The sequence below is a fragment of the Tumebacillus algifaecis genome (assembly GCF_002243515.1).
GTDB lineage: Bacteria > Bacillota > Bacilli > Tumebacillales > Tumebacillaceae > Tumebacillus_A > Tumebacillus_A algifaecis.
Map to the genome: position 1 here is coordinate 1,711,827 of NZ_CP022657.1, position 24,345 is coordinate 1,736,171.

At 54.1% G+C, this 24,345-nt stretch carries 25 protein-coding genes; 12 read left to right on the top strand and 13 right to left on the bottom strand.

The genetic code is table 11. The features are described 5' to 3' along the window. The first annotated feature begins 113 nt into the window (after nt 1-113). A complete protein-coding gene (locus tag CIG75_RS07510; protein ID WP_094236090.1) occupies nt 114-545 on the top strand; it encodes a DUF309 domain-containing protein in 432 nt (143 codons plus the stop codon). Then, nucleotides 538-897 carry a 2Fe-2S iron-sulfur cluster-binding protein gene (locus CIG75_RS07515; RefSeq protein WP_157729441.1) on the top strand — a complete coding sequence of 120 codons (360 nt, stop codon included), beginning with the start codon at nt 538-540 and terminating at the stop codon, nt 895-897. Before CIG75_RS07510 ends, CIG75_RS07515 begins: the two co-directional genes overlap by 8 nt. Nucleotides 898-933: 36 nt before the next feature. On the opposite strand, the gene CIG75_RS07520 is transcribed toward CIG75_RS07515, so the two are convergent. From CIG75_RS07520 to CIG75_RS07530, 3 genes are all read right to left on the bottom strand, one after another. Then, nucleotides 934-1,851, bottom strand: a complete 918-nt coding sequence (locus CIG75_RS07520; protein WP_094236091.1) for a phosphatase PAP2 family protein — start codon at nt 1,849-1,851, stop codon at nt 934-936. Between the two features lie 261 nt (nt 1,852-2,112). Next, a complete protein-coding gene (locus CIG75_RS07525) occupies nt 2,113-4,161 on the bottom strand; it encodes an ABC transporter ATP-binding protein (protein ID WP_094236092.1) in 2,049 nt (682 codons plus the stop codon). Between the two features lie 11 nt (nt 4,162-4,172). Next, nucleotides 4,173-5,936: an ABC transporter ATP-binding protein gene (locus tag CIG75_RS07530; RefSeq protein ID WP_227874381.1), complete on the bottom strand. Its 1,764-nt coding sequence runs from the start codon at nt 5,934-5,936 to the stop codon at nt 4,173-4,175. A gap of 60 nt (nt 5,937-5,996) precedes the next feature. On the opposite strand from CIG75_RS07530, the gene CIG75_RS07535 reads away from it, so the two are divergent. Then, nucleotides 5,997-6,266 (top strand): GIY-YIG nuclease family protein, encoded by a 270-nt coding sequence (locus tag CIG75_RS07535; protein ID WP_094236094.1) that lies wholly within the window; start codon nt 5,997-5,999, stop codon nt 6,264-6,266. 67 nt (nt 6,267-6,333) lie between these two features. Here CIG75_RS07535 and CIG75_RS07540 read toward each other — a convergent pair whose 3' ends face one another. Further along, nucleotides 6,334-6,975, bottom strand: coding sequence for a helix-turn-helix transcriptional regulator (locus tag CIG75_RS07540; protein ID WP_094236095.1), 642 nt, complete (start codon nt 6,973-6,975; stop codon nt 6,334-6,336). A gap of 173 nt (nt 6,976-7,148) precedes the next feature. Between CIG75_RS07540 and cax the strand changes: the two genes are divergently transcribed. Beyond that, nucleotides 7,149-8,195 (top strand): calcium/proton exchanger, encoded by a 1,047-nt coding sequence (cax, locus tag CIG75_RS07545; protein ID WP_094236096.1) that lies wholly within the window; start codon nt 7,149-7,151, stop codon nt 8,193-8,195. Nucleotides 8,196-8,270: 75 nt separating this feature from the next. Here cax and CIG75_RS21405 read toward each other — a convergent pair whose 3' ends face one another. Both CIG75_RS21405 and CIG75_RS21410 read right to left on the bottom strand, forming a co-directional pair. After that, nucleotides 8,271-8,405, bottom strand: coding sequence for a hypothetical protein (locus CIG75_RS21405; RefSeq protein WP_265415088.1), 135 nt, complete (start codon nt 8,403-8,405; stop codon nt 8,271-8,273). A gap of 161 nt (nt 8,406-8,566) precedes the next feature. Further along, nucleotides 8,567-9,187, bottom strand: coding sequence for a lytic transglycosylase domain-containing protein (locus CIG75_RS21410; RefSeq protein ID WP_265415067.1), 621 nt, complete (start codon nt 9,185-9,187; stop codon nt 8,567-8,569). Nucleotides 9,188-9,312: 125 nt separating this feature from the next. On the opposite strand from CIG75_RS21410, the gene CIG75_RS07555 reads away from it, so the two are divergent. The 5 genes from CIG75_RS07555 (at nt 9,313) to CIG75_RS07575 (ending at nt 13,330) form a co-directional block, all read left to right on the top strand. Then, on the top strand, nt 9,313-9,861 hold the full coding sequence (locus CIG75_RS07555) for a DUF502 domain-containing protein (RefSeq protein ID WP_094238371.1): 549 nt from the start codon (nt 9,313-9,315) through the stop codon (nt 9,859-9,861). Beyond that, nucleotides 9,858-11,249 carry a Na+/H+ antiporter NhaC family protein gene (locus CIG75_RS07560; RefSeq protein WP_094236097.1) on the top strand — a complete coding sequence of 464 codons (1,392 nt, stop codon included), beginning with the start codon at nt 9,858-9,860 and terminating at the stop codon, nt 11,247-11,249. Before CIG75_RS07555 ends, CIG75_RS07560 begins: the two co-directional genes overlap by 4 nt. A gap of 93 nt (nt 11,250-11,342) precedes the next feature. Beyond that, complete coding sequence (locus CIG75_RS07565; protein ID WP_094236098.1) at nt 11,343-11,798, top strand: Fur family transcriptional regulator; 456 nt, start codon at nt 11,343-11,345, stop codon at nt 11,796-11,798. A 122-nt stretch (nt 11,799-11,920) separates the two neighbouring features. Continuing rightward, a complete protein-coding gene (locus tag CIG75_RS07570) occupies nt 11,921-12,379 on the top strand; it encodes a Fur family transcriptional regulator (RefSeq protein ID WP_094236099.1) in 459 nt (152 codons plus the stop codon). Nucleotides 12,380-12,436: 57 nt separating this feature from the next. Next, nucleotides 12,437-13,330: a DMT family transporter gene (locus CIG75_RS07575; RefSeq protein WP_094236100.1), complete on the top strand. Its 894-nt coding sequence runs from the start codon at nt 12,437-12,439 to the stop codon at nt 13,328-13,330. 142 nt (nt 13,331-13,472) lie between these two features. Here the strand turns inward: CIG75_RS07575 and CIG75_RS07580 are convergent, their stop codons facing one another. Both CIG75_RS07580 and ilvA read right to left on the bottom strand, forming a co-directional pair. Next, nucleotides 13,473-15,671, bottom strand: a complete 2,199-nt coding sequence (locus CIG75_RS07580; RefSeq protein WP_157729442.1) for a cell division protein FtsA — start codon at nt 15,669-15,671, stop codon at nt 13,473-13,475. 26 nt (nt 15,672-15,697) lie between these two features. Further along, on the bottom strand, nt 15,698-16,903 hold the full coding sequence (ilvA, locus tag CIG75_RS07585; protein ID WP_094236102.1) for a threonine ammonia-lyase: 1,206 nt from the start codon (nt 16,901-16,903) through the stop codon (nt 15,698-15,700). 184 nt (nt 16,904-17,087) lie between these two features. On the opposite strand from ilvA, the gene hisC reads away from it, so the two are divergent. Further along, entirely contained in the window at nt 17,088-18,209 is a 1,122-nt protein-coding gene (hisC, locus tag CIG75_RS07590; RefSeq protein WP_094236103.1) for a histidinol-phosphate transaminase, read from the top strand. A 43-nt stretch (nt 18,210-18,252) separates the two neighbouring features. Beyond that, nucleotides 18,253-19,344: a bifunctional 3-deoxy-7-phosphoheptulonate synthase/chorismate mutase gene (locus CIG75_RS07595; protein WP_094236104.1), complete on the top strand. Its 1,092-nt coding sequence runs from the start codon at nt 18,253-18,255 to the stop codon at nt 19,342-19,344. Between the two features lie 133 nt (nt 19,345-19,477). Here the strand turns inward: CIG75_RS07595 and CIG75_RS07600 are convergent, their stop codons facing one another. Further along, nucleotides 19,478-20,125 (bottom strand): YcnI family copper-binding membrane protein, encoded by a 648-nt coding sequence (locus tag CIG75_RS07600; protein ID WP_094236105.1) that lies wholly within the window; start codon nt 20,123-20,125, stop codon nt 19,478-19,480. A gap of 19 nt (nt 20,126-20,144) precedes the next feature. Further along, a complete protein-coding gene (locus CIG75_RS07605; RefSeq protein WP_094236106.1) occupies nt 20,145-21,380 on the bottom strand; it encodes a copper resistance CopC/CopD family protein in 1,236 nt (411 codons plus the stop codon). Nucleotides 21,381-21,555: 175 nt separating this feature from the next. On the opposite strand from CIG75_RS07605, the gene CIG75_RS07610 reads away from it, so the two are divergent. Then, nucleotides 21,556-22,272, top strand: coding sequence for an urease accessory protein UreH domain-containing protein (locus CIG75_RS07610; protein WP_094236107.1), 717 nt, complete (start codon nt 21,556-21,558; stop codon nt 22,270-22,272). Between the two features lie 59 nt (nt 22,273-22,331). On the opposite strand, the gene CIG75_RS07615 is transcribed toward CIG75_RS07610, so the two are convergent. The 3 genes from CIG75_RS07615 to CIG75_RS07625 all read right to left on the bottom strand — a co-directional run bounded on the left by CIG75_RS07615 (nt 22,332) and on the right by CIG75_RS07625 (nt 24,341). Then, on the bottom strand, nt 22,332-22,985 hold the full coding sequence (locus CIG75_RS07615) for a response regulator (protein ID WP_094236108.1): 654 nt from the start codon (nt 22,983-22,985) through the stop codon (nt 22,332-22,334). Beyond that, complete coding sequence (locus CIG75_RS07620) at nt 22,982-23,791, bottom strand: sensor histidine kinase (RefSeq protein ID WP_094236109.1); 810 nt, start codon at nt 23,789-23,791, stop codon at nt 22,982-22,984. The genes CIG75_RS07615 and CIG75_RS07620 overlap by 4 nt, the downstream gene beginning before the upstream one ends. Nucleotides 23,792-23,864: 73 nt before the next feature. Then, nucleotides 23,865-24,341, bottom strand: a complete 477-nt coding sequence (locus tag CIG75_RS07625; RefSeq protein WP_094236110.1) for a hypothetical protein — start codon at nt 24,339-24,341, stop codon at nt 23,865-23,867. Nucleotides 24,342-24,345 lie beyond the last annotated feature (4 nt).

Genomic DNA, 24,345 nt, shown 5'->3' on the forward strand with positions numbered 1-24,345 from the left:
GAACCTCCTGTGCTGGTTCAATTGGTTATACTATATGTGGAAAAAGGGACAGACGGTAACCCTGTCAACCGCCTGAAGTTGATGGCGCTTTACACGAGATTGGAGTTTTGCAGATGACTCATGATCACCCGATGGAGTATTTGCTGTTTTTCAAATATGTGAACGAAGTGGATTATTTTGAAGCGCATGAAGTATTGGAAGGCTATTGGCACAGCGATCGGATCGATTTTTATAAGGGCTTGATCCAACTCGCAGTCGGGCTCTATCACTTGAATGCAGGCAACATCGCTGGCTTTCGGCAACTGTTCACTCGCGCAAGGGAACTCTTGACACCGTATGCGCCGGAGTATCGGGCGTTGAATGTGCAGCGCGTACTCGACTATTTGGATGATTGTTTGATCCATGTGCCGAATGTTGTCGAGATGGAACGGGAGGAGGTCCGAGCGCTCGCTGTCCAGCCGATTCAGCTGTGGTTGGAGGATGGGACGGCGATTCCTGAGCAGGTGCCGCCAGAGTTCTTGGAGCGAGATGAAGAGGATGAGTAAGGTAAAAGTTCTTCCGCACAACAAGACGGTGGAAGTGCGCGACGGAGTGCTTTTCCTAGCGGCTGTTCGAGCGGCGAAGGCCGCTTTGCCGAGCAAGTGCGGCGGACGCGGAGCCTGTGGAACGTGCAAGTTGCAGGTGGAGTCCGATGGGGCGCTCGATACGCTTAGCATCTCGGAGTCGCGGATGCTATCGGTTCAACAGGTCAAGGCGGGATACCGCCTCGGCTGTCAGGTCAAAGTCAAAGGCGATGCGGTGGTGACGCTGCCAGAAGACCCGTTGCGTCGGGTGATTCGATTGCAGTTGGAGGCGGCTCGCTCCGCTGCTGAACCGAGTGGGGAACAAGGGGAATGATGTAAAAAAGGCACTCCGAAAGCAGGAGTGCCTTTTTTATTCGGGCTGTTTTTCGGTGGTGGCTGCCACGGGGGAGACCGTTTCGCGGGTGCGCAAGAGGAGTCGCGCAGGCAGGCGCGAGATCAGTCGATTCATGATCAGATCGGCAAGTTTGACAACGCCCCATGCAAAAAGCATCCCAGCGATCACGTCGATGACCCAGTGAATTTTCAAATACATCGTGGAGAAGATGATCAGCGTGCAGTAGATGGTCATCGTCCAGCGGAAAAAGCGAGACGACTCGCGGCGGGCGAGCAAAAGCATCGCAAAGGCCATCGAGGTATGCATGCTAGGAAAGCAGTTTTGCACCCAGTTTAAGGTCTCCGCTTCGGTCGTGTAATGGCGGTACCACGGGTCGAGCATGTCAGGGATGCCATAGACGTACCAAACTTCCTGCAACAGAATCGTATTGTAGAACGGTAGGATCAGCGGGACTTGGAGGACAAATCCGGCAAAAGCGTAATGGAGCATCTTTTTGACATCTTTGGTGAAGAAACTACGGATCATACAGGCCCAGAAGGACAAGGTGAATCCATACCAGTAGATCCAGCCGATCAATTTGACCAGCCATTCGGGCTGATAGAACCAAAGGAAGCTCGCATCGTTAAACGGGATCGAGGCGAACAGGTCGTTCCATTTGAAATAGTGGTGGACATTACCCGTCTGCCAAGAGACGATGCTGTGCCAGAAGGAGCCAGCGTAGTTGTACATCACAAAGGGAAAGAGCAGAGCCAGAAAACCGATCGGCAGGAATTTTTGCCACGTGATGTCAGTTTGGTCTTTTTTCACGCCGTACAAGGTGAGTAAGATCAGCGCAACGCAGCCAGCGCCCCAGTTTTGAACGCTGATGATCCCGTAGAGGACAAGACCTGTCGCTGCGATCAGCAACGCCCAGAGCCATTTTTGCTTGGTCACGTGCAGGGCCTCCTAAAATCTGTTAAGTGATAACATGAGCTCGTAAGCAAGTACAAATTATAACATAGATTGATCGTAAAAGACCCGCCGTTTGTAGTCGATCTTGCGGCGGAGGACGCGGAGTGACTTGCACTGAGCGCTGTCATTCACGCCCTGACTCCAAGGGATGGCAAGGATATAAACACGCTTCTGGCGAGAGATAAGAAAGGGAAGCTGTCATTGAACAGCTTCCCTTAGCACCGAAGAAGTCGCGTCCGGGTGTCAGGCCTCAACGGGTGACAGTGCGGCGGCAGCTTCTTCTTGGAAATTTTCTTTGTATTGCAGTTGGTACAGGTTGTAGTACATGCCGCCTTGGGCGAGCAGAGCTTGGTGGTTGCCCATTTCGCGAATCGTGCCCTTGTGCATGACGATGATCTTATCGGCATTTTGGATCGTGGACAGGCGGTGGGCGACCACGATAGTCGTGCGGTCTTTGGTTAATTTTTGCAGAGCGTCTTGGATCAGGCTTTCCGTCTCGGTGTCGATGTTGGCCGTCGCTTCATCGAGGACGAGGATGGTCGGATCGAACGCCAAGGCGCGGGCAAAGGCGACCAGTTGGCGTTCCCCAGCGGAGAAGGTGGCGCCGCGTTCCAAGACCGGCTCATCTAATTTCCCGGGTAATTTGTTGATCAATTTGTCGGCGTTGACAAAGCGTACCGACTCTTCGATGCGCTGATCGGTGATCGATGGTTCTTGCAGGCGGATGTTGTCGCGAATCGTGCCTGTGAACAGAAAGACGTCTTGGAGCACGACGGAGATCGCGCGGCGCAGTTCCTCTTTTCGGACTTCTTTGATGTTCACGCCGTCGATCAGGATCTCGCCTTTTTGGATGTCGTAGAAGCGCGAGAGCAGATTGAGGATCGAGCTTTTACCAGCTCCGGTCGCACCGACGAAGGCGATCGTCTCGCCTGGCTCAATCGTGAAGGATACGTCGCGCAGTACCCAGTTTTCACCGCTGTACGCAAACCAGACGTTTTTGAATTCGACGCGGCCTTTGATGTTGACGAAAGGCTTGGGATGCGCTGGGTTTTTGATCGAGTCGTCCGTATCGAGCAATTGGAACAGACGCTCCGACGAGGCCATTGCCGATTGCAGGATGTTGTATTTCTCCGACAGATCGTTGATCGGCTGGAAGAATTGTTGGGTGTAGTTGATGAACATGTACAGCACACCGATCTGCAGGGCGTTGTCGAGCACTTTGCCGCCGCCATACCAGATCAGGATCGCCAGCGCTAACTGTGCGAACAGTTCCATCGACGGACGGAAAATCGCGAAGGTGCGCAATTCCTGCCAACTCGCTTTGAAGTAGTCGTTGTTGGTCTGTTCGAACTCTTTGTGCATCCGATTCTCGCGGCGGAAAATTTGGATGATCCGCATTCCGGAGATGTTTTCGGCCAGTGTCGCATTGATCTGTGCCAGTTTGACGCGCGTATCGCGGAAGGCGCGGCGGGCATAGTGGCGGTAGATTTGCGAGATGATGATCACAAATGGCACACAGGCCATCGAAATCATCGCCAGCTTCACGTTGGTCTGGAACATGATCACGATGATACCGAGCAGGATAAAGACGTCTTTGAACAGCGTGACCAACATGTTCGAGTACATCTCGTTCAACGCTTCGGTGTCGTTCATCACGCGGGTGACCAGCCGTCCGACCGGGTTGCGGTCAAAAAAGGCGAGGGACAGCTTCTGCAGATGGGAGAACAGTTGCTGACGGATGTTGAAGATGATCCGCTGCCCGGTCCATTGCAGGATGATTGTCTGCAGATAGTTGAGCACAAAAGAGCCAAGGATCAAGGCGAGATAGATCATGCCGATCGAGACCAGTGCGCTCACTTCAGTCTCTTGAAACACTTCGACTTCCGTTTGGGTCATCGGCAGTTGTTCAGTTGCCGCCCCAGGCTGATTTTCCACGATCATCACATACTGATCTTGATCGGTATTTTCGATGTGATAGCGCGCACGGTCTTGAGGAGGTGTTGCAAACGCGCTTTCCCGCACCAGCACTTGACCGCGGAAGGTATAGTGCTGATCTTTAGTGAGTTCCTCGTCTGACGCCGTGACGAACGTCGTGTTGAACACGTTCATATGGTCGTCGATCGCAACTTTGATTAAATAGGGACGGGCCAGATCGGATACGGTGATCAAAAGGAGCATGATGATCGAAAGCAGCATCCAGTATTTATACGGTTTTACATACCCGAGGAGGCGACGCATCAGCCGACCGTCATAGGATTTCTCTAACTTTTCTTCTTCATGGATGTTCGACATGCTGTCACCCCCTAGTCGTTCGCTGCGATTTGGTCTTCGAGTAGTTGCTTCTGATAGAGTTCATGGTAGAGGCCGCCAAGCTCCAACAAACTGTCATGCGAACCGCGTTCGATGATCTGCCCATCGTCGAGGACGAGAATTTCGTCCGCGTCTTTGATCGTCGAGATACGGTGAGCGATGATCAGCGAGGTGCGGGCTTGCATGATCTGTTTCAAACGCAGCAAAATTTCCTCTTCGGTATGCGTGTCAACAGCGGACAAGCTGTCGTCAAGAATCAGGATTTTCGGATTCTTGATCACGGCGCGGGCGATGGAGACGCGCTGTTTCTGACCGCCGGACAGCGTTACGCCGCGCTCGCCGAGCATCGTGTCATACCCTTCTTCAAAATCGACGATGTTGCCGTGCACTTGTGCAAGAGATGCGGCCGCCTCCACCTGCTCTTGGGTGTAGCCTTGCTCAGACCCGGAGAAGGCGATGTTGTCGCGGATCGTCTTGGAGAACAGGAAGTTCTCTTGCGGCACATAGCCGATGTTTTCGCGAATCGTCGCCAGTGGTACGCGGTTGATGTCCACACCGTCCAGATACAGGGCGCCTGGAGGCGTATTGTACAAGCGGAGCAGTAGATTCATAAGGGTCGATTTGCCAGATCCGGTGCGACCGATGATCGCGACCGTCTTGCCAGCTTCGACGCGGATGTTGATGTCTTTTAAGACTGGCTTTTCTGCGCCTGGGTAGGTGAAGGTGAGATTTTTGAACTCGATGTTGCCGGACAGATCGTCTTTGTCGGCCACCTCTTCACCGTCGAAGATCTCAGGCAGAGTGTGCAGGACTTCGTTGATGCGCTTCATCGATGCCGCCCCGCGCTGCCACATATTGATCACCCAGCCGATCGCCATCATCGGCCATGTCATCAGACCGAGGTAGGTGTTGAAGGCCACAAAGTCACCGAGCGAGATCGTGCCGCGAACGACGAGGATGCCGCCGTAGGAGAGCGCGATCAGAAAGGAGATCGCGGTGACCACCTGCACGACCGGGTTGTAGATGCCGTTGACTTTGATCAGGTTGAGGTTGGCTTTGAAGTTTTCCTGGTTCTCCGCCGTGAATTTGTTGATCTCCGCCTCTTCCTGCACGAACGATTTGACGACGCGCACGCCAGCGAAGTTTTCTTGCACGCGGTCGGTCAGCGATCCGAATGCGGCCTGAACTTGACCGAAACGGCGATGGATCACGCGTCCAAACAAAGTGACGATCAGCGCCAAAAATGGCATCGGGGCAAGCGCTGCCAAAGTCAGTTGCCAGCCGACGGTGTAGAGCATCATGATGATCGTAAACGTCAGGACGAAAAACGGATCGACCGCGGAGAGAAAGCCTGGTCCAAGCGCTTGCCGAATGGCACCTAAGTCGTTGGTTGCGTGCGCCATCAGGTCGCCCGTCTTGTGATGATTGAAGTAGTTCGGTGAGAGCGACTGCAAGTGTTGATAAAACTTGTCGCGCAGGTAGACTTCCGCTTTGCGGGAGTTGCCCATGATGTAGATGCGCCAGTAATAGCGGGCCACAGCTGAGAAGATCGCCGCGCCAAAGATGATCGCCGCATAGGTGAGGATGTCACTGCGGTCCAAGCCGCCGCCTCGCAAGTCATCGACGAACAGCCCGAGCACTTTCGGCGTGATCAAACCGATCGCGTCCACGAAGAAAACCCAGAAGATGCCGAGGAGAAAGGATCGTTTGTGCGCGATGAAAAACTCTTTGAGTGTAATAAATTCTTTCATCATCATCTTCCTTTATGCTAACATTTGGACAATTGAGAGTAAAAAGACAAAGTTCTGAGGTATTTTATGGTATACGTATATCTTTTAGAATGTGGGGACGGGTCGCTTTACACGGGGATCACTCCTAATCTGTGGCGGCGAATTGAACTTCATGAAAAAGGAAAAGGTGCAAAGTACACGCGCGGGCGCGGACCGCTCACACTGCGCTATGTGGAACTGCAACTGGATCTTGGCAGTGCACTGCGCCGCGAACGTGAGATCAAGCGGTTTCCTCGGGCGAAAAAAGAGCAATTGATCGCTAGCGTTTGTCTGTTACCAGCTCCGAAACATTCGTGAAGCGAAATAAAAGGCTGGAGAAAATGCGCTCTCAAACGCAGAGCGCATCCTGCTTGCATCGACGTGTTTATGCTTCTTGCTCATGATCGGTCTGAATCTTAAACACACAGCAACTGCCGCCTTCGGCGAGGCATTGAGAGCGATCGACTTCGGTGCCGAGCACGCGGCGAAACACGTTGGTTTCACAGGAGCAGGTCTGCGGGTAGACTTTGGATACTTGGGCGATCGGGCAATTGTACTCGACAATCTCAAAAGAGCCATCTTCCTTGCGCTCCCATTTGGCGAGATAGCCTTTGCTGTTTTGCATTTCGGCGAGCGCCTGCACCTTTTCTTCCAAAGACTTACCATCAAACAGTTCGTTGAGCTGTGCTGACAAGCGGTCTTCGCGTTGGTCGAAGATCGCTTGAATCTTATCTTGCCCGTCTATGTGAACAATGTCTTCTAAAATGTCCAGCATCAGGGAATGATAATTTTTAGGAAAAAGATTGTCCGCTTCCTCCGTCAATTGGTACACCTTGGCGGGACGTCCCATCGGCTGACGAATGGTGGTCGGGAAGATCAGGTTATCGCGTTCCAGCGTTGCGATGTGACGGCGGATTGCCATTTCGGTAATCCCGATGCGCTCGGCCAGATCGCCCGCGCTCATCGGGCCTTCGGTCCGCAGGATCGTGATGATCGTTTTGCGGGTGTTGGTCTCTTGGTTCGACATAAACGTCACCCTTCCGGAACTATTATGAACAGTATATACGTTTTTTGCCCCCAAGTAAATTTCTATATATAAAAGGTTAGAAACTGGGGCGAGGCGTTAGGGATGGAGAAATTTTTGATTTTAGGGGTGGATGAACGACTGTTTTGGCAGTTGAACGAGGGGGAGTCTTATCTATGCAAAGGCTGATGATGATCCTGCTTGTGATCACAGTTCCGCTCAGCGTGATCGGGAAGTACATGCATTGGAGCGAACTCGCCCTGTTTGCGATCGCATGTGCTGCCATCATTCCGCTGGCTGGCATCATGGGGCGGGCCACCGAAAGCATTGCGATCCACAGTGGGCCGAAGATTGGCGGTTTGTTGAACGCAACGTTCGGAAACGCGGTGGAGTTGATCATCGCTTTCTTCGCGTTGCGCGAGGGGTTGATCGGCGTCGTACAGGCATCGATCACCGGTTCGATCATCGGGAACTTGCTGCTGGTGAGTGGTCTTTCGATGCTGGTCGGCGGCATCCGCCACCCGCAGCAGAAGTTCAATCGCATCATCGCAGGCACCAATGCTGCCATGATGCTGCTCGGCGTTGTGATCGCACTGGTCATCCCGGCGATCTTCTCGCTGTCCCATCCGGATCGGATCGACATCAAACTGTCGATCGGCGTGTCGATTGTCGTCATGGTGTTGTATCTGCTCGGGCTGTTTTTCTCCCTTTATACGCACCGCAATCTATTCAACTACACCGAAGACATGCACCCAGAAGAAGCGGAGTGGAGCGTGGGCAAAGCGATCGGCGTTCTGGCCTTGGCGACGGTAGCCGTCGCGTTTGAATCGGAACTGCTCGTCCACACCATCGACGCTGTGTCCCAGCAACTCGGTTGGTCGGAAGTGTTCATCGGGGTGATCATCGTGGCGATCATCGGCAATGCGGCCGAGCACTCCTCAGCGGTCTTGATGGCATGGCGCAACAAGATGGACTTGGCGCTGGAGATCGCCGTCGGTTCGTCATTGCAGATCGCGATGTTCGTCACTCCTGTGCTGGTGTTTTTGTCGTTGCTCCTCGGCAATCCGATGTCGCTGGTCTTCACTTGGCCGGAATTGGCAGCGATGGTCTTGTCGGTGTTTCTCATCAATTTTCTCGCCCAAGATGGCGAGTCGAACTGGTTGGAAGGCGCGATGGCGCTCGGTGCTTATGTGATCATTGGCATCGGTTTTTATTTCCTGTAAGCGAATTGAACGACAAAAGAGGCGCGCACCGACTGTGCGCGCCTCTGTTTTGAAAATGACGGCGAGGACGATCGATTAGTAGGCGCCGTCGAAGCCGGGAACGAGCAGGAAGAACAAGACAAAGATGATCAGAAATACGACTGCCCAACGAGTATAACCACCAAATACACCAAAACCGTAACCTGCATGACCTGCATGATGACCTGACATGTTACATCCCTCCAATGAGTTTGTTTGTGTTGGTTGGCGTTTCTCGCTTACAGTGATAGTACATGCGAATGAAGGCGTTTTTGGCAGGGACAATCGTCTAAACTATGAGCCTATTTTCTAGACAAAAAAGCCGCATCCATCAGCGGATGCGGCTTTCCTCATTATACGCTTTGCAAACTGTTCAAAATGTTGCTGACATAACGCTTGGTTTCACCGAACGGTGGAATGCCGCCGTAACGGTCTACATTGCCGGGGCCAGCGTTATAGGCAGCCAAAGCGGTACCGACATCGCCTTGGTAGCGGTCGAGCATCTGTTTTAGATAACGGACGCCACCATCGAGGTTGGCAGCCGGGTCATACACGTTTTCCACACCAAGCCCTCTGGCGGTCGCGGGCATCAATTGCATCAACCCGCCTGCACCAGCCGAAGAGGTGGCAAAAGGATTGAAACCCGACTCCTGCCGTACCACGGCGCGGACAAGCTGCGGATCGACACCATAGCGACTGGCCGTCGCTTGAATCAGATCGTCATAGTTGGAAGAACCGAACGCGGAAGAAAAGGGGTTGAACTGCTGTGTGGAGCCGATCGAAAACGGCAGATTCATCACGCGTTGGTTGAGCGAAGAAGACGTCGCCGCTGTTTCGGTCGCGCCCGTGCTAGAGAGCAGTTCTGCTAACAGCATCGAAAAATCGCTACCGGTCGAATTGGAAATGGAAGAGTCAGTGCCGAGCGGTGACGCCATTTGCGACCGCATCAGGGCCGCGAGTAATTTTACGTCCATGAGACACCTCGTTTCACCTATTCTTTTTAGTTTACTCTAAAACTTTGCTTCGGTAAACTGGAAACAGTGGCAGTTCGGAGGGAGAGAGGGTTTTGAGAGTGTGGCGTAGTTTGTTAAAGTTTTTTATGAACGGGATTTTGACCATCGTACCGATCGGGCTGGTCGTGTATGTGGTGGTGCAGAGCTTTCGGTTCTTCGACAGCCTCTTAGGGAACTCATTGCATGAAAAACTCGGTGATGTTTATGTACCGGGCTTTGGCATTTTGCTGACCATCGTGCTGATCACGCTGGTTGGCTGGCTGACCACCTACTGGTTTAGCGCACAGTTGATCGGCATCGTCGAGTCGATCTTACAGCGCATTCCATTTGTTAAAACGCTCTATAAAGTCATCCGAGAAACGATCGAGTCGTTTGTCGGTGAGAAAAAATCGTTTTCGAAAGTTGCTTTGGTCACCATGCCGAACAACCCGATGAAAATGCTTGGCTTTATTACCACAGAAGACGTAGCCAAACTGGGCGATGAACTGAGCGACCACGTTGCCATCTATGTGCCACAGACGTTTCAAGTGGCGGGTCTGACTTTCCTCGTGCCCAAGGAGCATGTACAAATTCTCGATATTACGCCGGAAGAAGCGATGCGTTTCATCCTGTCGGGCGGTGTGTCCGGATCATGATCGACGAGCAGAAACGCAGTTTTTCCTTCGGTATCGCGGGACTTCCATTTCTTTGCAGCCTCACAGGGCTGTTGCTGTGCATCTATGTGTTTGAACTTCCGCTATATTTGGCGCTTTTCCTAGGGTGGGGTGTGGCGGTATTGATCGCTGTGCTCCACCGCTTTTCGTGGCGGGAGGTACTACGTGCGACCTATCAGGGGTTGAGCAGTACCTTTTTGGTGGTCGGCATCTTGCTCTTGATCGCCGGCTTGATTTCGGCGTGGCTGGTCGCGGGGACGGTGCCGGGGCTGATCTATTACGGGATGCAGTTTATCCAGCCCGAATATCTGGTCGTGATGGCCTTTTTGCTGACGGCTGGCACGTCGATCGTGCTCGGCTCATCGGTGGGGACACTGTCCACGATGGGAGCTGCCATCGCGGGTATGGGGCTTGTGTTTGGCATTTCGCCTGCGCTGATCGGCGGGGCTCTGATCTCGGGGGCGATGGTCGGGGACCGGATGTCCCCTGTGTCCGGTGCTTTTCATCTGCTATCTTCGATGACCGGGACGAAGGCGGAAGACAATTTTAAACCGCTGCTGAAGACCGGGTTGCCGATGTTTGTGATCTGTGCAGGGCTCTTTTTCTGGCTGGGGCATGGGGCAGCTTCGAGCACTTCGACCGATTCGGTCAACTCACCCCTAGTCGCCCTGTTGATCGAACAGTTTGCTATGCCGTGGATCGTGTTGGTACCGCCTGCGCTCGTCCTGACCTTGGCGGCATTTCGCGTACCGATCCGTTGGAACCTCGGTCTGGGTATCCTGACCGGAGCGGGCCTTGCGCTTTTCGTGCAGGGAGCTACCCTGTTGGAGGTGCTGCGGGCGATCTGGCTCGGCTATGATCTGACCTTGCAAGGGGAGACACTGTTGAGCGGGGGCGGCGTATGGCCGATTTTTAACCAAACGTTGCTGGTCTTTTGTGCCGGGATGCTCAACGGCGTGATGGAATCGACCGGTATGATGCAGACCCTCTTACAAAAGCTGCTCGGGCGTATTCAGCGTTATCTGGGGCTGATCTTTTCGACCATGTTGCTCTCCGTTTCGATGGCGTTGCTCGCTTGCAACCAAGCGCTGGCGATCATCGTGCCGGGCCGAGCGTTGCGACCGGTCTACGACCGCATGGCTGTTCCGGCACCGGAGTTGGTACGCACGATTGGCGACTCGGGGGTCGTAGCGTCGGCACTGATTCCGTGGAATTTGCACGGGATCTTGTGCTCAGCGGCGATGGGGATTGCAACGACGACCTTTTTTCCGTTTGCCTTCTATTTGTGGGGGTTACCAATTTTAACTCTATTATTGTCTATTTGGAATAATCGATTGAATAATAACAGGATTATGAACAATCTCAATTGACAATGGCTATCTGAGTTAGTAATATTTAAGGTAGGTGGGGTTATCTTTTGTAAAAGAATATTTTCTTGCAAGAGAGGAAATGGGGGGGTACAAATGAAAAGAAAAAGCTACACGCAGTCGCTCGCTGATCTGAAAAGCCGCGGTATTCGTCTAACACCTCAGAGACAAGTCATCTTACAGTACCTGAAGGAAACCGAGGAGCATCCGACAGCTGAGCAAGTCTACCAAAAAATTGGGGAGCAGTTCCCAGGCATCTCGCTTGCGACCGTGTACAACACTTTGAACATGCTTAAGGAACTTGGGGTAATCCGCGAATTGTCTTATGGAGATGTCTCCAGCCGTTTCGACGGTAACGATTCGGAGCATGCGCATCTGGTGTGTGAACACTGCGGCCAAGTGCTAGACATCGCCAGTCCGCCTGATGAGGCGCTGATCACCCAGAATGTACAACAAGCGGGATTTACTCTGTCTTCATATCGCCTGGAGTATTACGGAACTTGCGCATCGTGCCATGAGCACGCCACGTATCAGAACGAACATGCTTCTTAATACGTAGGGCCGCATCGAGGAAAGAGCCTGCACAGGGGTGTGCAGGCTCTTTTCTTGCGCCCACCGTTTCTGATACAATAGAATTATTATAAGAATTCACAAGTCTGGTGAGGTGAAGCGAGATGCAGAGGAGCTCGTTTACAGAATCCCTCGCTGATCTGAAGTCTCGCGGAGTGCGTTTAACTCCGCAGCGGCAGATGATTCTGCGTTATTTGAAAGAGACGCATGAACATCCAACTGCCGAACAGATTTTTCATCAGGTTAGTCTGGAGTTCTCGGGAATCAGTATGGCGACGGTGTACAATACGTTGCACCGTTTGAAGGAGCTTGGCGTGATCCGCGAGCTGTCCTACGGTGACATGTCGAGCCGCTATGACGGCAACGATTCGGAACATGCGCATCTGGTCTGTGAAACGTGTGGTAAGGTCGTCGATGTACCGTGTCCGCCTAAGGCGACTTTGGAGTCGCCGGAGCTGGACGCCTACGGGTATGCGGTCGGTTCGTATCGGTTGGAGTTTTACGGCATTTGCCCGAAGTGTCAAGCCGAAGAGATCGCGAAAGGAAATCCGGAACTGAACTAAGCGTCCCGTCTGCTGTGGCGGGGCATTTTTTATAGAGCATGAAAGGAGTCAGGCGAGATGGGGTACTTGTTTGTGATCGCGGCGATGCTGATCTGGGGCAGTGTGGGCATTTTCGGACGCTGGGCCGACCAGCCGGCCACCGTCATCGTGTTTTATCGCGTGGTGTCGGCGTTTTTCGTACTCGGTCTGTTTCAGGTCGTGCGCGGCGGCGGATTGCGTAGGGCTTGGCAAGAGGCGGCTGGACAGTATGGCTGGGTGGTGTTTGGCGGGATTGTGTTGGCGCTGAACTGGATTTTCTTTTTCCAAGCGGTGACGTTGACATCGATGGCCAATGCAGTGCTGTCCTATTATGTGGCACCCGTGTTGGTCATGTTGCTCGCTCCGCTGTTGTTAAAAGAGAAGTTGGAGAAGCGAACGCTGTTCTATGTGGGGCTGGCGTTTCTCGGGACGCTGATCATGAATCCGTTGGGCGATGATGTCGGCGGCGATCATCTGCTCGGGATCTTGTCGGGGCTTGCCGCGGCATTTTTCTATGCGATGGTGACGATCTCCGGGAAAAAGGTGACCGGGATGCAGGCGCACACGCTGGTGCTGTGGCAGACTGGTGCGGCGACGTTGGTACTGCTGCCCTATCTGCTCTGGCAGGGCATGGTGTTGCCGCCCACTTCGTCGATCGCGGTGATGGTCGCGATCGGGGTGGTGCATACGGCACTGGCGCTGACGCTATATTTCATCGGGTTAAGCCGTGTGAAAGTGCAACATGTCGGCGTGCTGGGTTATCTGGACCCGGTCAGTGCGATTCTCTTTGCCTACCTGGTCTTTGCGGAAGCGCCAAGTATGGGAACTTGGATTGGGGGAACCCTAATCTTGGTAAGTTCATACTTGATTTTGCGCACCAAGGAGACGGGAGGACGGCTCGATGGAGCGAAAGCGCAGGATGCGGCTACTTGAGAAAGGAATGCTGTATTTCATCTTGGCGAGCGGGTTGGCCGGCGTGTTGTTCATGTTTTATCTGAACGCCAAGGTGGAGGAGTGGAACGTGAAAATTGAGCCGCAAAAAGCCATTTCCCTCGATGTGAGGGAAATGGCTTTGTTATACCCACTGCATGATGATCAGATCGCCATGCTTGATCGGTGTCATGAAGGTGGCGGGCAGCGCGTTGACCGAAAGTTTCAGATCGAGCGCACCGGGAGGACGTTCGTCCTCAATCCGAATGTAGCGGAAGAGGTCGCTGACCACCGGCTGCCATTCGGGAGTGTCTGCTCCGTCAGACGTATGTGGTGATTGGGGCTTGAAGATCAGCGAATCTCCATCGCGCACCAGGTCGTCCATGCCGGCAGGTTTGCCATTGAGATAGATCGGCGGTCGCGGCCCTTCGAGGTTGATCGGGCGGTTGTTGCAGATCACTCCGATCGCCTGGCCTGGATGCAGACTGTCATCATAGAAGAAGCGCACGGTGTAGTGGGGATCGGGCGTCGCCCCAAAATGCAGGGTATCTCCGCTTTGCACCGCTGTATCAAGCGTTGCAGGCAGATCGTTCAGCATGATTTCGTAAGGCGTGTGTGGCATTGTCACCGACTCGCCATCAAGCGTGATCGCAAAGCTGTGCGGCAAGTCGAGCAGTTCCCGTTCATAAGCTTGCAGATCGGGCAGGGCTTGCAAGACATGATCGACAGTCGTCGGGCGCTCCACGCTGATTTTTGCTCGGTCGGTAAGATGCGTGTCGGTTGTCGCCAACTCTCCGTTCATCAACAGACGAGCAGGCAGCATGTGCGTCTCGCCGCGGAACAGAATGCTCAGCGGCTCCGGTAGCAGGTGCGGCGGCAACAGGTCGCCGATGACAGCCGATGCATCAACCCCAGATACGCCGCCGATCACTTCCAGTTCATCGCCGTGCTGGACGATGTCATCGAGTTTGGCTGGCTGGCCATTCAGCAAAAGTTGAGCGGGGGTGCCAAGCGTTCCGCGGATGACTTTTAGCTCACCCTGCACCTCCACGCTGAGTGCAAGACCGGGACGGCCATGCAGTTTGCGAATCTCCACGTCTGCTGCGATTAGGCAGTCGCCGACCGTGATCTGCCGGAACTCAAACAGGCGAAGCGATTTGCCGTTGACATGAATCGCTACAGAGGAAACCGGGTGTTGTAGCGCTGCCAAGGCGATTCCGATCGGTGTGACCGCCTGCGGACCGCTCAGCGCTTCGTGCTGTTCGGCGAGCTGTTTGATCGCATCGGTGCCACGAATGGCGACGCGCTCTTTGGGCAGTTTCAATTCGGCAGCCAGCAGGGGGCCGAGCATCGGCGTCTGCGAACCACCGCCGACCAGCATCACGGCTGCAGGCGCTTTTTGATTGAGTTTAAAGATTTCGTAGGAAATCTGAGTGGCGAGGCTGCGCACCTCTTCTTGAATCGATTCGATCACATCGCGTGCTGGCATGCTGTACCCCATGCCGAGCACGTCGTTGAACTCGACATGTTCTTCGGTCATCAGGCGGCGCTTGAGCTGTTCGGCGTCCGGGAAATCGAGCAGGTGGCGCTGGGAGAGCGCTTCGGTGATCTCGTCTCCGGCCACAGGCACCATCCCGTAGGCGACGACGGTGCCTTCTGCAGTCAAAGCGATGTCTGACGTACCCGCACCGATATCGACGAGCACGAGGTTCAACTTGCGCATCGAAGGTGGAATCAACGCATTGATCGCTGCAATCGGCTCGAGCGTCAATGCGGCCATCTCCAAATCGGCCCGTTCTAGCGCCATTTGCAACGAGTCGATGACGACGCGCGGCAGGAAGGTGGCGATGATCTCGACGCTGGCCTTCAAGCCGATTTGGTCTTCCAGCGATCCGATCACGCTATCGTCGAGCGAATAGTGGACGACAGTGTAGCCGACACAGTGGTAGCGCGACGCATCGGGCGTCAATTCCTGCAAGTGACGTTCAGCTTGCTGAACGGCGGTCAGTTCCAAGGCGAGGACCACGTCGCGAGTGACGCGTTCCCCTTGAATGTTGCGATCGACGCGGGCGCGAACCGTTTTCAACGAGCGTCCTGCCGCTGCCACCGCCACTTTGCGCAGCGGGCCGGTTTTGCTTTCCAGTCTGGTTTTCACTTTGCGAATCACATCGGCGACCAATGAGACATCGTGGATCTGCCCGTCGAGCATGGCTCGAGTGGCATGTTCCTCGGCGACGGTGGCGGCAATTTCGAGCTGCCCCTCCTGATTGAAGCGGGCGACGAGGCCGACAACCGATCGTGTGCCGATGTCGAGCGCAAAGATCTGTTCATCGTGCTGAGCCAAGCGAAGGTCCCCTCTTTCCAAAAAGATTATCGGGTGATGACCGCGAAGCCTTTTTCCTGTAAGCGCTTCAAAATCCGGTCTTGGTGAGCATGGTCGCGCGTCTCGATGTCGATTTCAACTTCCGCTTCCCCGAGCATGACGCGAGAGCCCATGCGGTGATGTTGGATGCCGATGATGTTGGCGCGTTCTTCGGCGAAAATGCCGAGGATGTCCTGAAGGACGCCCGGTTTGTCCGAGACGGTGGTGTTGATGCGCAGGTAGCGCCCAGCCTCGACCAGACCGCGCTCGATGATCCGCGACAGGAAGTTCACATCCACGTTGCCTCCAGAGATCAGCACCGCCACTTTTTTGTCGCGGAAGGGGAGTTTGTCGTAGAGGACGGCTGCTAAACCAGTCGCGCCTGCCCCTTCGACGACCATCTTGTTGCGCTCGACGGCGAGCAGCATGGCGCGGGCGATCTCTTCTTCTTCGACGGTGACGATGTGATCGACATATTGCTGCGTCAAGCGATAGGTGGAATCGCCAGGGCGGCGCACGCAAATCCCATCGGCGATCGTCGCCACCTTATCGAGTGTGCTGATCTCGCCCGCTTCAATCGAAGTCTTCATACAAGCGGCACCTGCCGCTTCCACACCGACGATTTGAATGTCTGGTTTGACCAGTTTGGCGGCCAGTGCGATACCAGCGATCAGCCCGCCGCCGCCGATCGGGGCGACGAGCGCGTCAACGTCGGGCAATTGTTCAAGGATTTCCAAAGCGATCGTGCCTTGACCTGCGATCACCGACGGGTCGTCAAAGGCATGGACGAACGTCAATCCGCGCTCCTGTTGCAGTTCCAAAGCTTTGGCATACGCTTCATCGTAGTTGCTACCGTGCAACACGACCTGTGCGCCGTAGCGTGCGGTCGCTTCCACTTTCGACAGCGCTGCTGCTTCCGGCATGACGATGATGCAGGGGATGCCTGCGTTGTTCGCGCCGTACGCCACACCCTGCGCATGGTTGCCAGCAGAGGCTGCGATCACTCCGCGCTCGCGCTCGGCGGTGGTCAGCGTGGCAATTTTGTGGAATGCCCCGCGAATCTTGAAGGAACCAGTCTTTTGCAGGTTCTCCAGCTTCATGTAAATCTCGTTGTGCGAAAGGTCGGAAAACGTTTTCGAATAGTCGAGCGGGGTATTGTGAATGACGCCTTTCAAATTGGCGCGGGCAGTGAGAAAATCATTTTTTGTGATCAAAACAAGCACACCTTTCTATGCAGACACTTCTATTGTCAATGGAGTTGTTATGTGCTATAATCGGGATTAAATTTTATGCTTTGCCGTGTTACAGTGAAGAAGCAATAGACAAATGGTGACAAGAATCTATTACATTCTACCATGAAAATCATGCATGAAAACAGCGTTCGGGAGGCATCGGTCCATGTCACAAGAAATTTTGATCAATGTGCGGAAAAATCTGTTTGAGATTACGCCTTATGCGCCGGGGAAACCGATTTCCGATGTGAAGCGGGAGTTCGGGTTGACCGATGTCACCAAGCTTGCGTCGAACGAAAATCCGCTGGGGCCGTCGAAGCGGGCTCAGCAAGCGATCTTAGAAGCTTTGCAAGAGGTGAACCGCTATCCGGATGGCGGCGCCGTTTTGTTAAAAGAAGCGCTGAGCGATGCCGTTGGGATTCCGACCCAGCAGATCCTGATCGGCAATGGATCGGATGACTTGATCAAGCTGACGTCAGAAACGTTTTTGAATCCAGGCGATGAGATCGTCGTTCCGTCACCCTCTTTTTCACAGTATTGGTTTGGTGCGAAATTGATGGATGCGAAAACGGTAGCTGTACCGCTCACCTCCAATTTTGAATATGACTTGGACGCGATGCTGGCAGCGGTGACCACGAAGACAAAGATCCTCTTCCTTTGCTCGCCGAACAATCCGACCGGTACGTATATTCGTGAAGAGGCGTTGCAGAGGTTTCTCGACCTTGTGCCGTCCCACGTCTTGGTGATTCTCGACGAGGCGTACAATGAGTACGTGACCGAGGCCGATTATGCACAAGGAATTGATTTCCTGAAGCGCGGGTACAATGTACTTGTCATGCGCACGTTTTCGAAGATGTACGGGCTGGCCGGACTGCGTTTGGGATATGTGTTCGGACCGATGGAAGTGCTCGATGCGATCAACCGCGCTCGCGAACCGTTTAATGCGAACATGCTGGCACAAGTCGGTGCTGTTGCAGCATTGACCGATCTTGAGCATGTGGAGGCGTCGCGGATTCAGAATCGTGCGGGCTTTGACCAACTGCAATCCGGGCTTTCGAAATTAGGATATACGGTTGTGCCGTCACAGGGGAATTTCCTGATCTTTGATACAGGTCTGGATGATCGAGCGTTGTTTGACGCTCTGTTGCGCGAAGGAGTGATCGTGCGCGGCGGGACGGCTCTCGGAATTCCGGGGTACCTGCGTGTCTCGATCGGACTGGCCGAGGAAAATGAACGCTTTTTGGGTGCCTTTGAAAAGGTGGTTTCCAGCATAGGCCAAAAGGTGTAAAATAGACTTGATTCAATTATGAGCTGAGAGGAGTAAGATGAGCATGAGCAAAGAGAGATTTGAGGAATTGCGCAGCCAACTTGATGAGGTGAACCTTGAGATTCTGGAGGTCTTAAATCGTCGGGCCGAACTGGTGTCCGAGATTGGCTTGCTCAAGAGCGGCAAGGGGACGGAGCGATTCGACCCGATCCGCGAGAAGGAAATGCTAGATAAATTGATCCCGGCCAACAAAGGGCCGTTCCCAGATGATACGATTCGTCATCTGTTCAAACAGATCTTCCAGGCATCGCTCGGATTGCTGGAAGAAGAGAAGAAATCGCTGTTGATCTCTCGCAAGAACCAGTCGCAGGACACGATCGTACAGGTGGGGCCGTTGGCAATTGGCGGCGGTGATCCTGTGATCATTTCCGGTCCGTGCTCCGTCGAGTCGGCAGGGCAGATGGAAGCGGTCGCCTCGCATCTGAAAAACGAGGGCATCATGTTGCTTCGCGGCGGAGCGTACAAGCCGCGGACCTCTCCTTATGACTTCCAAGGTCTCGGTAAAGAGGGCTTGAAAATTTTGAGCGAGACGGCGAAGCGCCACGGCATGGTCTGCGTGTCGGAGATCGTGGCACCTGAAGATGTCGAGATGGCGTGTGAGTACCTCGATGTGATCCAGATCGGGGCGCGCAACATGCAGAACTTCGAGCTGTTAAAAGCGGCAGGCTCGGTGCGCAAGCCGATCTTGCTCAAGCGCGGTTTGTCTGCCACCATCGAGGAACTGCTCTATGCGGCCGAATATATCGCATCGCGGGGCAATGATCAGATCATTCTGTGTGAGCGCGGAATTCGCACGTATGAGAAGGCGACGCGCAACACGCTCGATATTTCGGCTGTCCCGATTTTGAAGCAGGAATCGCACTTGCCAGTTGTCGTGGACATCGCACACTCGACCGGACGCAAAGACATCATCCTCCCGATTGCCAAAGCGGCGATCGCTGTTGGTGCAGACGGCTTGATCGTGGAGACGCACAACGAGCCTGCGGTCGCGCTGTCCGATGCCAAACAACAGCTGGACTTGCCGCAGTTCAGCACTTTGATGAACCAACTTCGCCAAAGCGGCTTTTTGAAAGACGCTGTGCAGGCGAACTCCTAATAGCAGACAAAAGCCCTGACCATCATTGGTCAGGGCTTTTTTAGCATTATTACTAGGAACAGCAATGAGCGGCTGTTAAACGAGAAGAGCCCTGCCGTTACGGTCAGGGCTCTTCGTTGCATCTCGGTATGGATTAACGTTTGCGGAACAGGGAGATCAGCGAGAGAAGCAGGGCGCCGCCCGACAGGACGAGGGGCCAGGTGTTGCTGGAGGTGGTTGCTTCTTCAGCTTTGTCGCCATGGTCCGTTTGATCAGCATGCTCGTGTTCTGTACTGCCCGTGCCGCCGTGGTGGTCTTCGCCAGCAGCCGCAGCGGTCAAGGTGGTGACAGATGCGGGGGTGTTGGAATCGGGAGCGCCTGTCCATTCGACGACAGAGTTGTCCGCGTAGGTCTGGAACGCCTTGAAGACCAGCGTGCCTTCGCCTACCTCTTTCGGATTGGCGCCGACAAATTCGAACTCGGTAAACTCATGCTGTTTGATCCCACTGTCGCTCGGGGCCGTCCAGGTGATCGCTTTGTTCACGCCTTCTGAATCTTTTTCAAATTCATAACTCCAGTTGGGAATCGGCTTCACGGTGGAGACTTTCATGCCGGTCGGAAATTCGACGCGAACTTTCACGGTGTTGATTTCTTTTTCAACGGGCACGCGGACCGTGTATTTTTCATAAGCGCCTGTCTTCGTCTCTTTCGGCCAGACGGTGACATGAGCGGAAGCAGTTCCGGCAAACAGGGTGAGGGCAGCGGTAGCGATGACAGCAATAGCGATTGGTTTCATTTTCATAGTAGGTTCCTCCTCAAGATTAGGGGTACGCGATCATGCTCATCCAGATGCCTGCCAGGATCACCAGCAGGCCGATCAGCCATTCGACGCGCAGCAGAGACTGCGACAACGCGTTTGCGTCTTTGCGCCAGCGTAGCGATTGAATCACAGCGAAGACCAGCATCACAGCCATCAGGCCAATTTTGCTGAACAACAGACCACTCCACCAAGCATTTGCGGCCAGTACCAAGCTCCAGTCGGTCTGGATGCTGACCAGCACTACGCCGCTCAGGGCCACCATGGCGGAAGCGGCAAGAAATACGCGCAGGAAGAAGGAGCGGAAGCGGCTTCGATCAAGCGGTCGCCGCCAAATCAGCAACAGGTAGAGCAAGCCGCCAAGCCACAGCGCGATCGACAGCAGATGCAACATGCGCAGGACGAGCGCCAACCACATCGGTTCGCTGGAAAAAGCATGTCCGCTCAGCGCAAGGTTGATTGTCAACAGCCCAAAGAGCAGCGTTGGCCAGCTGCTCGCCATGCCCGGCACAGCGAACAACAGCAGCAAGAGCAGTTGTATGAGAATCATCACCAGAAACGGCGTCTCGATCAGAATCTCGAACCGTCCCTCTGTGAAGACGGCAGAAAGCGCATCGCTTTGCAACAGGGTCAGGTTGGTGATCCCTTCGCCAAGCGTCAACAAAAGTAGCAAGGCCCAGCCAAATTTTTTCCAGCGCCCGAGCAGTTCGGACGCTTGTGGCAATCCGATTCGCTTGGCGTACCAAGAGAGCAGATACAGTCCACCCGCCATCAGCAGTACGCATTCGGCAACGTCGCGCAGGATCATGTGCAGCGTGGTGTTGAGCTCCTGATCGATCGCGGCGTCTGTGTTGATCGGCGCGATCTGTTCGGACACCTGATGAAGTGAAAAGGAGACTTGACCGTTTATTTTATGGCCGTCCTCTGAGATGACACTCCACAATATTCGATAACTTCCCGCTTCCAAATCGGCGGGCAACTCTGTGTACGCTTCGGAGGCGTTACCTTTGGTTAGCTGGGGTGGCGGCAAGTTGAGGCGCTCAGCGTCCCAGTTATAAAGGTGAAGTTCGATCAGTTCTGGCTCCAGCGGTTCGCTGAACAACAGCCGTATCTCGCCTGAATGATGTAGCAAATCGCCATCTGCCGGCGTGCTTTGCAACAGTGTCGCATGGGCAAAGGCCGGAGTGGTTAACAGGCAGAGAAACAGCAGGCACAGCCCGAGCAGAGCACTTTTTTTCATGCGTTTCACCTGATTTCGTCAGCTTGTTTGAATCTGCTCTAACTATACGTGGAGAGATGGGCAGTCTATATGGCTCAACTGGGCTATTTTTGTGAACGCCTGCCCCGACTTTGTGAACATTTAGGTTGACGGAAAGGGCGGTTCGATGGAAAATGAAACCGAAAGAGGTGAGTAGATGGAAATAGGAATGCTGTCAGTTCTCGCATTTGGTTTTTTGCTCGGGATGAAGCATGCGATCGAACCGGATCATGTGATCGCCGTTTCGACCATCGCCTCGCAAAGCAAGAAACTGTGGCGGGCATCGCTTGCCGGAGTGTTCTGGGGCATTGGGCACACGGCGACCTTGTTTGTGGTCGGCCTGCTCCTGATGCTTGTCAAAAATGAAATTCCGGAAACGTTGGCGATGTCACTTGAGTTTTGTGTCGGCATCATGCTGGTATATTTGGGATTGAACGCCCTGTTCAAGTTTGGCAAAAAGAAGGTACATGCCCATACGCATGTGCACGGAGACGAGGAACACAATCATTTTCATGCACATCAACACATGGCAACTCATGACCACCAACATCCTCGCATTTCCTATCTGAAATCGGTCGTCATCGGTTTTATCCATGGTCTTGCTGGCAGTGCTGCGATGATGTTGCTGACGCTTGAAACGGTGGATTCGATCTGGCAAGCGATGTCGTTCATCTTGGTCTTCGGCTTGGGTACCGTGCTGAGTATGTTGCTGTTCACATCGGTGATCTCGATCCCGTTTATCGCCTCACAAAGCAAACCGCGTTTTCATACGCTGTTGATTCGCGTGACCGGAGGGGTTTCTACCGTGTTTGGCGTGTATTACATGTACGGTGTCGGTGTGAGCGACGGTTTGTTTCAACTTTTACTATCGTAATTCTCAATCTAGAGTGAACAGATGCAGTATAGACAAAAAAGCCATGATCTTTTCATCGATCATGGCTTTTCTCGTTGAAATCCGTGTCTCACCGCATAAGCGGCAAGTTGTACGCGATTGTCGAGGTTTAATTTGTCGAGGATGTTCTTGATATGGTTCTTCACCGTATTTTCTGCGATCACCAGCCGTTCGGCGACCTGTTTGTTCGTGTCGCCGCCCGCCACACAGGCCAGAATTTCCCGCTCGCGACCTGTCAGCAGGGCAGGAGATGGGTCATCAGGCGCTTTTTCAGTACGGAAGCCGTGCATGAGTCGGCCAGCAATTTCCCGGGGAATCTCGCCAGTTTCGTCGAGCAGTGCGTGCAGGTAGTGCATCCAGTCGTCGGGGTCAAGGTTTTTCAACAGATAGCCCTGTGCCCCGTATTGAATGGCTGTGAACAGGTCGGCCACATCGTCTGACACGGTCAGCATGACGATCTTGACGGAGCTGTTCGACTTTTTGATCAGGCGCGTCGCTTCCAAACCGTTCAACTTCGGCATATGGATGTCCATCAACACCAGGTCGGGGGCAAGCGTTGCACAAAGCTCGACCGCTTCTAGTCCGTTTTTGGCTTCTCCGATCAGTTCAAAAGGGTCTTCGCCGTCGAGCAAGGTGCGCACGGCATCGCGGGACAACGGATGATCGTCAGCGATCAGCACACGGTATTTGTTCATCGCCTCGGCCTCCTCTCGCAAGACGTAAACGTAAGTTGTGTTCCGCCGTCTTCAGGCCGGGAAATGTCAAACGCAGCCCCGAGCTTCTGGGCCCGTTCTTCCATCATCGTCAGACCGTACGATTTGCGGGCTTCGTCGAGCACTTCGATCCCGCATCCGTCATCTTTGATTAGCAGTTGCCAGCCGTCCTGATCGGTCTCCTGCAAGGTGAGCAGGACGTGTCTAGCGCGAGAGTGTTTGCGGATGTTGGCAAACGCCTCCTGAATGATGCCAAACAGCTGCACCTGTTCTGCCGCCGAAAAATATTCGTCAGGCAAGTCGAGCTGTGCAGTGACGTCGATACCGGTCAGCGTTGTAAACTCGTCGAGCCATCTTTGTAAACGCAGGCGCAGCGAGGCCCCTTCTTCGGGCAGGGAGCGCAAGTTGAAAATCGCTTGGCGCACCTGCTGGTCGATCGTGGAGACGGCTGCACTCGCCTCGTCCAGCTTCCCTTTTTTCAACTTGACGTTCAGGAAAAAAAGGGTCTGGGCGATGCCGTCGTGCAATTCTTGGGCCAAGCGCTCCCGTTCTTCGTAGACGGCTCGTTTGGCCTGTTCTTCCGCGAGACGGGCGGTGATGTGTTCCAGTTTGCGGAACATCCAAGTGGCGAAGAGAAACGATAACAGCAAGGTGAGGACCGTGATATAAAAGTTGCCCCGCTCCATCGACAACACATGGAGCAGGCATTCATGCCGGATGTACTCGAAGCCGCCGATCAAAAAAGTTGGGACGAGCACACTGAACATTTTGAGGGTGCGGTACGTCATCAGCATCGTCCTTTATGTCAGAATCGCTTCTAACGTACCACTCTGATCAATGCTTGGCAATGGCTCAGACGAGCTAGCGCACGAGCACCGCGTCTGCTCCGTGATCTTGAAAGAGCTGCTCGACAGTCTGTAGATGCTCCTCGCTCACTTCGGCGGTGAGCAGTATTTTACCGTTGGCTACTTGATCGTGGTAATGCTCAGCATGGGGCGGGGAGATGCCGAGATCGACGAGGCCGCCGACCACCCCGCCGCTCCACGAGCCGTAAAAGGCGCCTGCCAACGGACCGAGCGTGATCAGCAGGTTGCCAGCCGCTGGATACATCGCGCTGGCAAATCCGGCGGTGAGGCCAAGGACCGCTCCGATCCCCGCTCCGATCAACGTCCCATCGACCACATTGTCCGTCTCATATTGCTTTTCCACATAGTCGGGCAACTGGTCCGATTTGGTGATTGCTGAGACTTTGTCCTGCGACACAAAGGGGGACAGCGCACCGATCACCGACCGTGCGGCTTCTTGCGTTTCGAACAAACCGAACACGTGCTGTGCCATCCCG

Coding starts and splice junctions, on each gene's coding strand:
- CIG75_RS07510 (WP_094236090.1), top strand. CDS start 114: ATGACTCATGATCACCCGATGGAGTATTTGCTGTTTTTCAAATATGTG.
- CIG75_RS07515 (WP_157729441.1), top strand. CDS start 538: ATGAGTAAGGTAAAAGTTCTTCCGCACAACAAGACGGTGGAAGTGCGC.
- CIG75_RS07525 (WP_094236092.1), bottom strand. CDS start 4,161: ATGTCGAACATCCATGAAGAAGAAAAGTTAGAGAAATCCTATGACGGT.
- CIG75_RS07530 (WP_227874381.1), bottom strand. CDS start 5,936: ATGATGATGAAAGAATTTATTACACTCAAAGAGTTTTTCATCGCGCAC.
- CIG75_RS07535 (WP_094236094.1), top strand. CDS start 5,997: ATGGTATACGTATATCTTTTAGAATGTGGGGACGGGTCGCTTTACACG.
- CIG75_RS07540 (WP_094236095.1), bottom strand. CDS start 6,975: ATGTCGAACCAAGAGACCAACACCCGCAAAACGATCATCACGATCCTG.
- cax (WP_094236096.1), top strand. CDS start 7,149: ATGCAAAGGCTGATGATGATCCTGCTTGTGATCACAGTTCCGCTCAGC.
- CIG75_RS21405 (WP_265415088.1), bottom strand. CDS start 8,405: ATGTCAGGTCATCATGCAGGTCATGCAGGTTACGGTTTTGGTGTATTT.
- CIG75_RS21410 (WP_265415067.1), bottom strand. CDS start 9,187: ATGGACGTAAAATTACTCGCGGCCCTGATGCGGTCGCAAATGGCGTCA.
- CIG75_RS07555 (WP_094238371.1), top strand. CDS start 9,313: ATGAACGGGATTTTGACCATCGTACCGATCGGGCTGGTCGTGTATGTG.
- CIG75_RS07560 (WP_094236097.1), top strand. CDS start 9,858: ATGATCGACGAGCAGAAACGCAGTTTTTCCTTCGGTATCGCGGGACTT.
- CIG75_RS07565 (WP_094236098.1), top strand. CDS start 11,343: ATGAAAAGAAAAAGCTACACGCAGTCGCTCGCTGATCTGAAAAGCCGC.
- CIG75_RS07570 (WP_094236099.1), top strand. CDS start 11,921: ATGCAGAGGAGCTCGTTTACAGAATCCCTCGCTGATCTGAAGTCTCGC.
- CIG75_RS07575 (WP_094236100.1), top strand. CDS start 12,437: ATGGGGTACTTGTTTGTGATCGCGGCGATGCTGATCTGGGGCAGTGTG.
- hisC (WP_094236103.1), top strand. CDS start 17,088: ATGTCACAAGAAATTTTGATCAATGTGCGGAAAAATCTGTTTGAGATT.
- CIG75_RS07595 (WP_094236104.1), top strand. CDS start 18,253: ATGAGCAAAGAGAGATTTGAGGAATTGCGCAGCCAACTTGATGAGGTG.
- CIG75_RS07600 (WP_094236105.1), bottom strand. CDS start 20,125: ATGAAAATGAAACCAATCGCTATTGCTGTCATCGCTACCGCTGCCCTC.
- CIG75_RS07605 (WP_094236106.1), bottom strand. CDS start 21,380: ATGAAAAAAAGTGCTCTGCTCGGGCTGTGCCTGCTGTTTCTCTGCCTG.
- CIG75_RS07610 (WP_094236107.1), top strand. CDS start 21,556: ATGGAAATAGGAATGCTGTCAGTTCTCGCATTTGGTTTTTTGCTCGGG.
- CIG75_RS07615 (WP_094236108.1), bottom strand. CDS start 22,985: ATGAACAAATACCGTGTGCTGATCGCTGACGATCATCCGTTGTCCCGC.
- CIG75_RS07620 (WP_094236109.1), bottom strand. CDS start 23,791: ATGACGTACCGCACCCTCAAAATGTTCAGTGTGCTCGTCCCAACTTTT.
- CIG75_RS07625 (WP_094236110.1), bottom strand. CDS start 24,341: ATGGCACAGCACGTGTTCGGTTTGTTCGAAACGCAAGAAGCCGCACGG.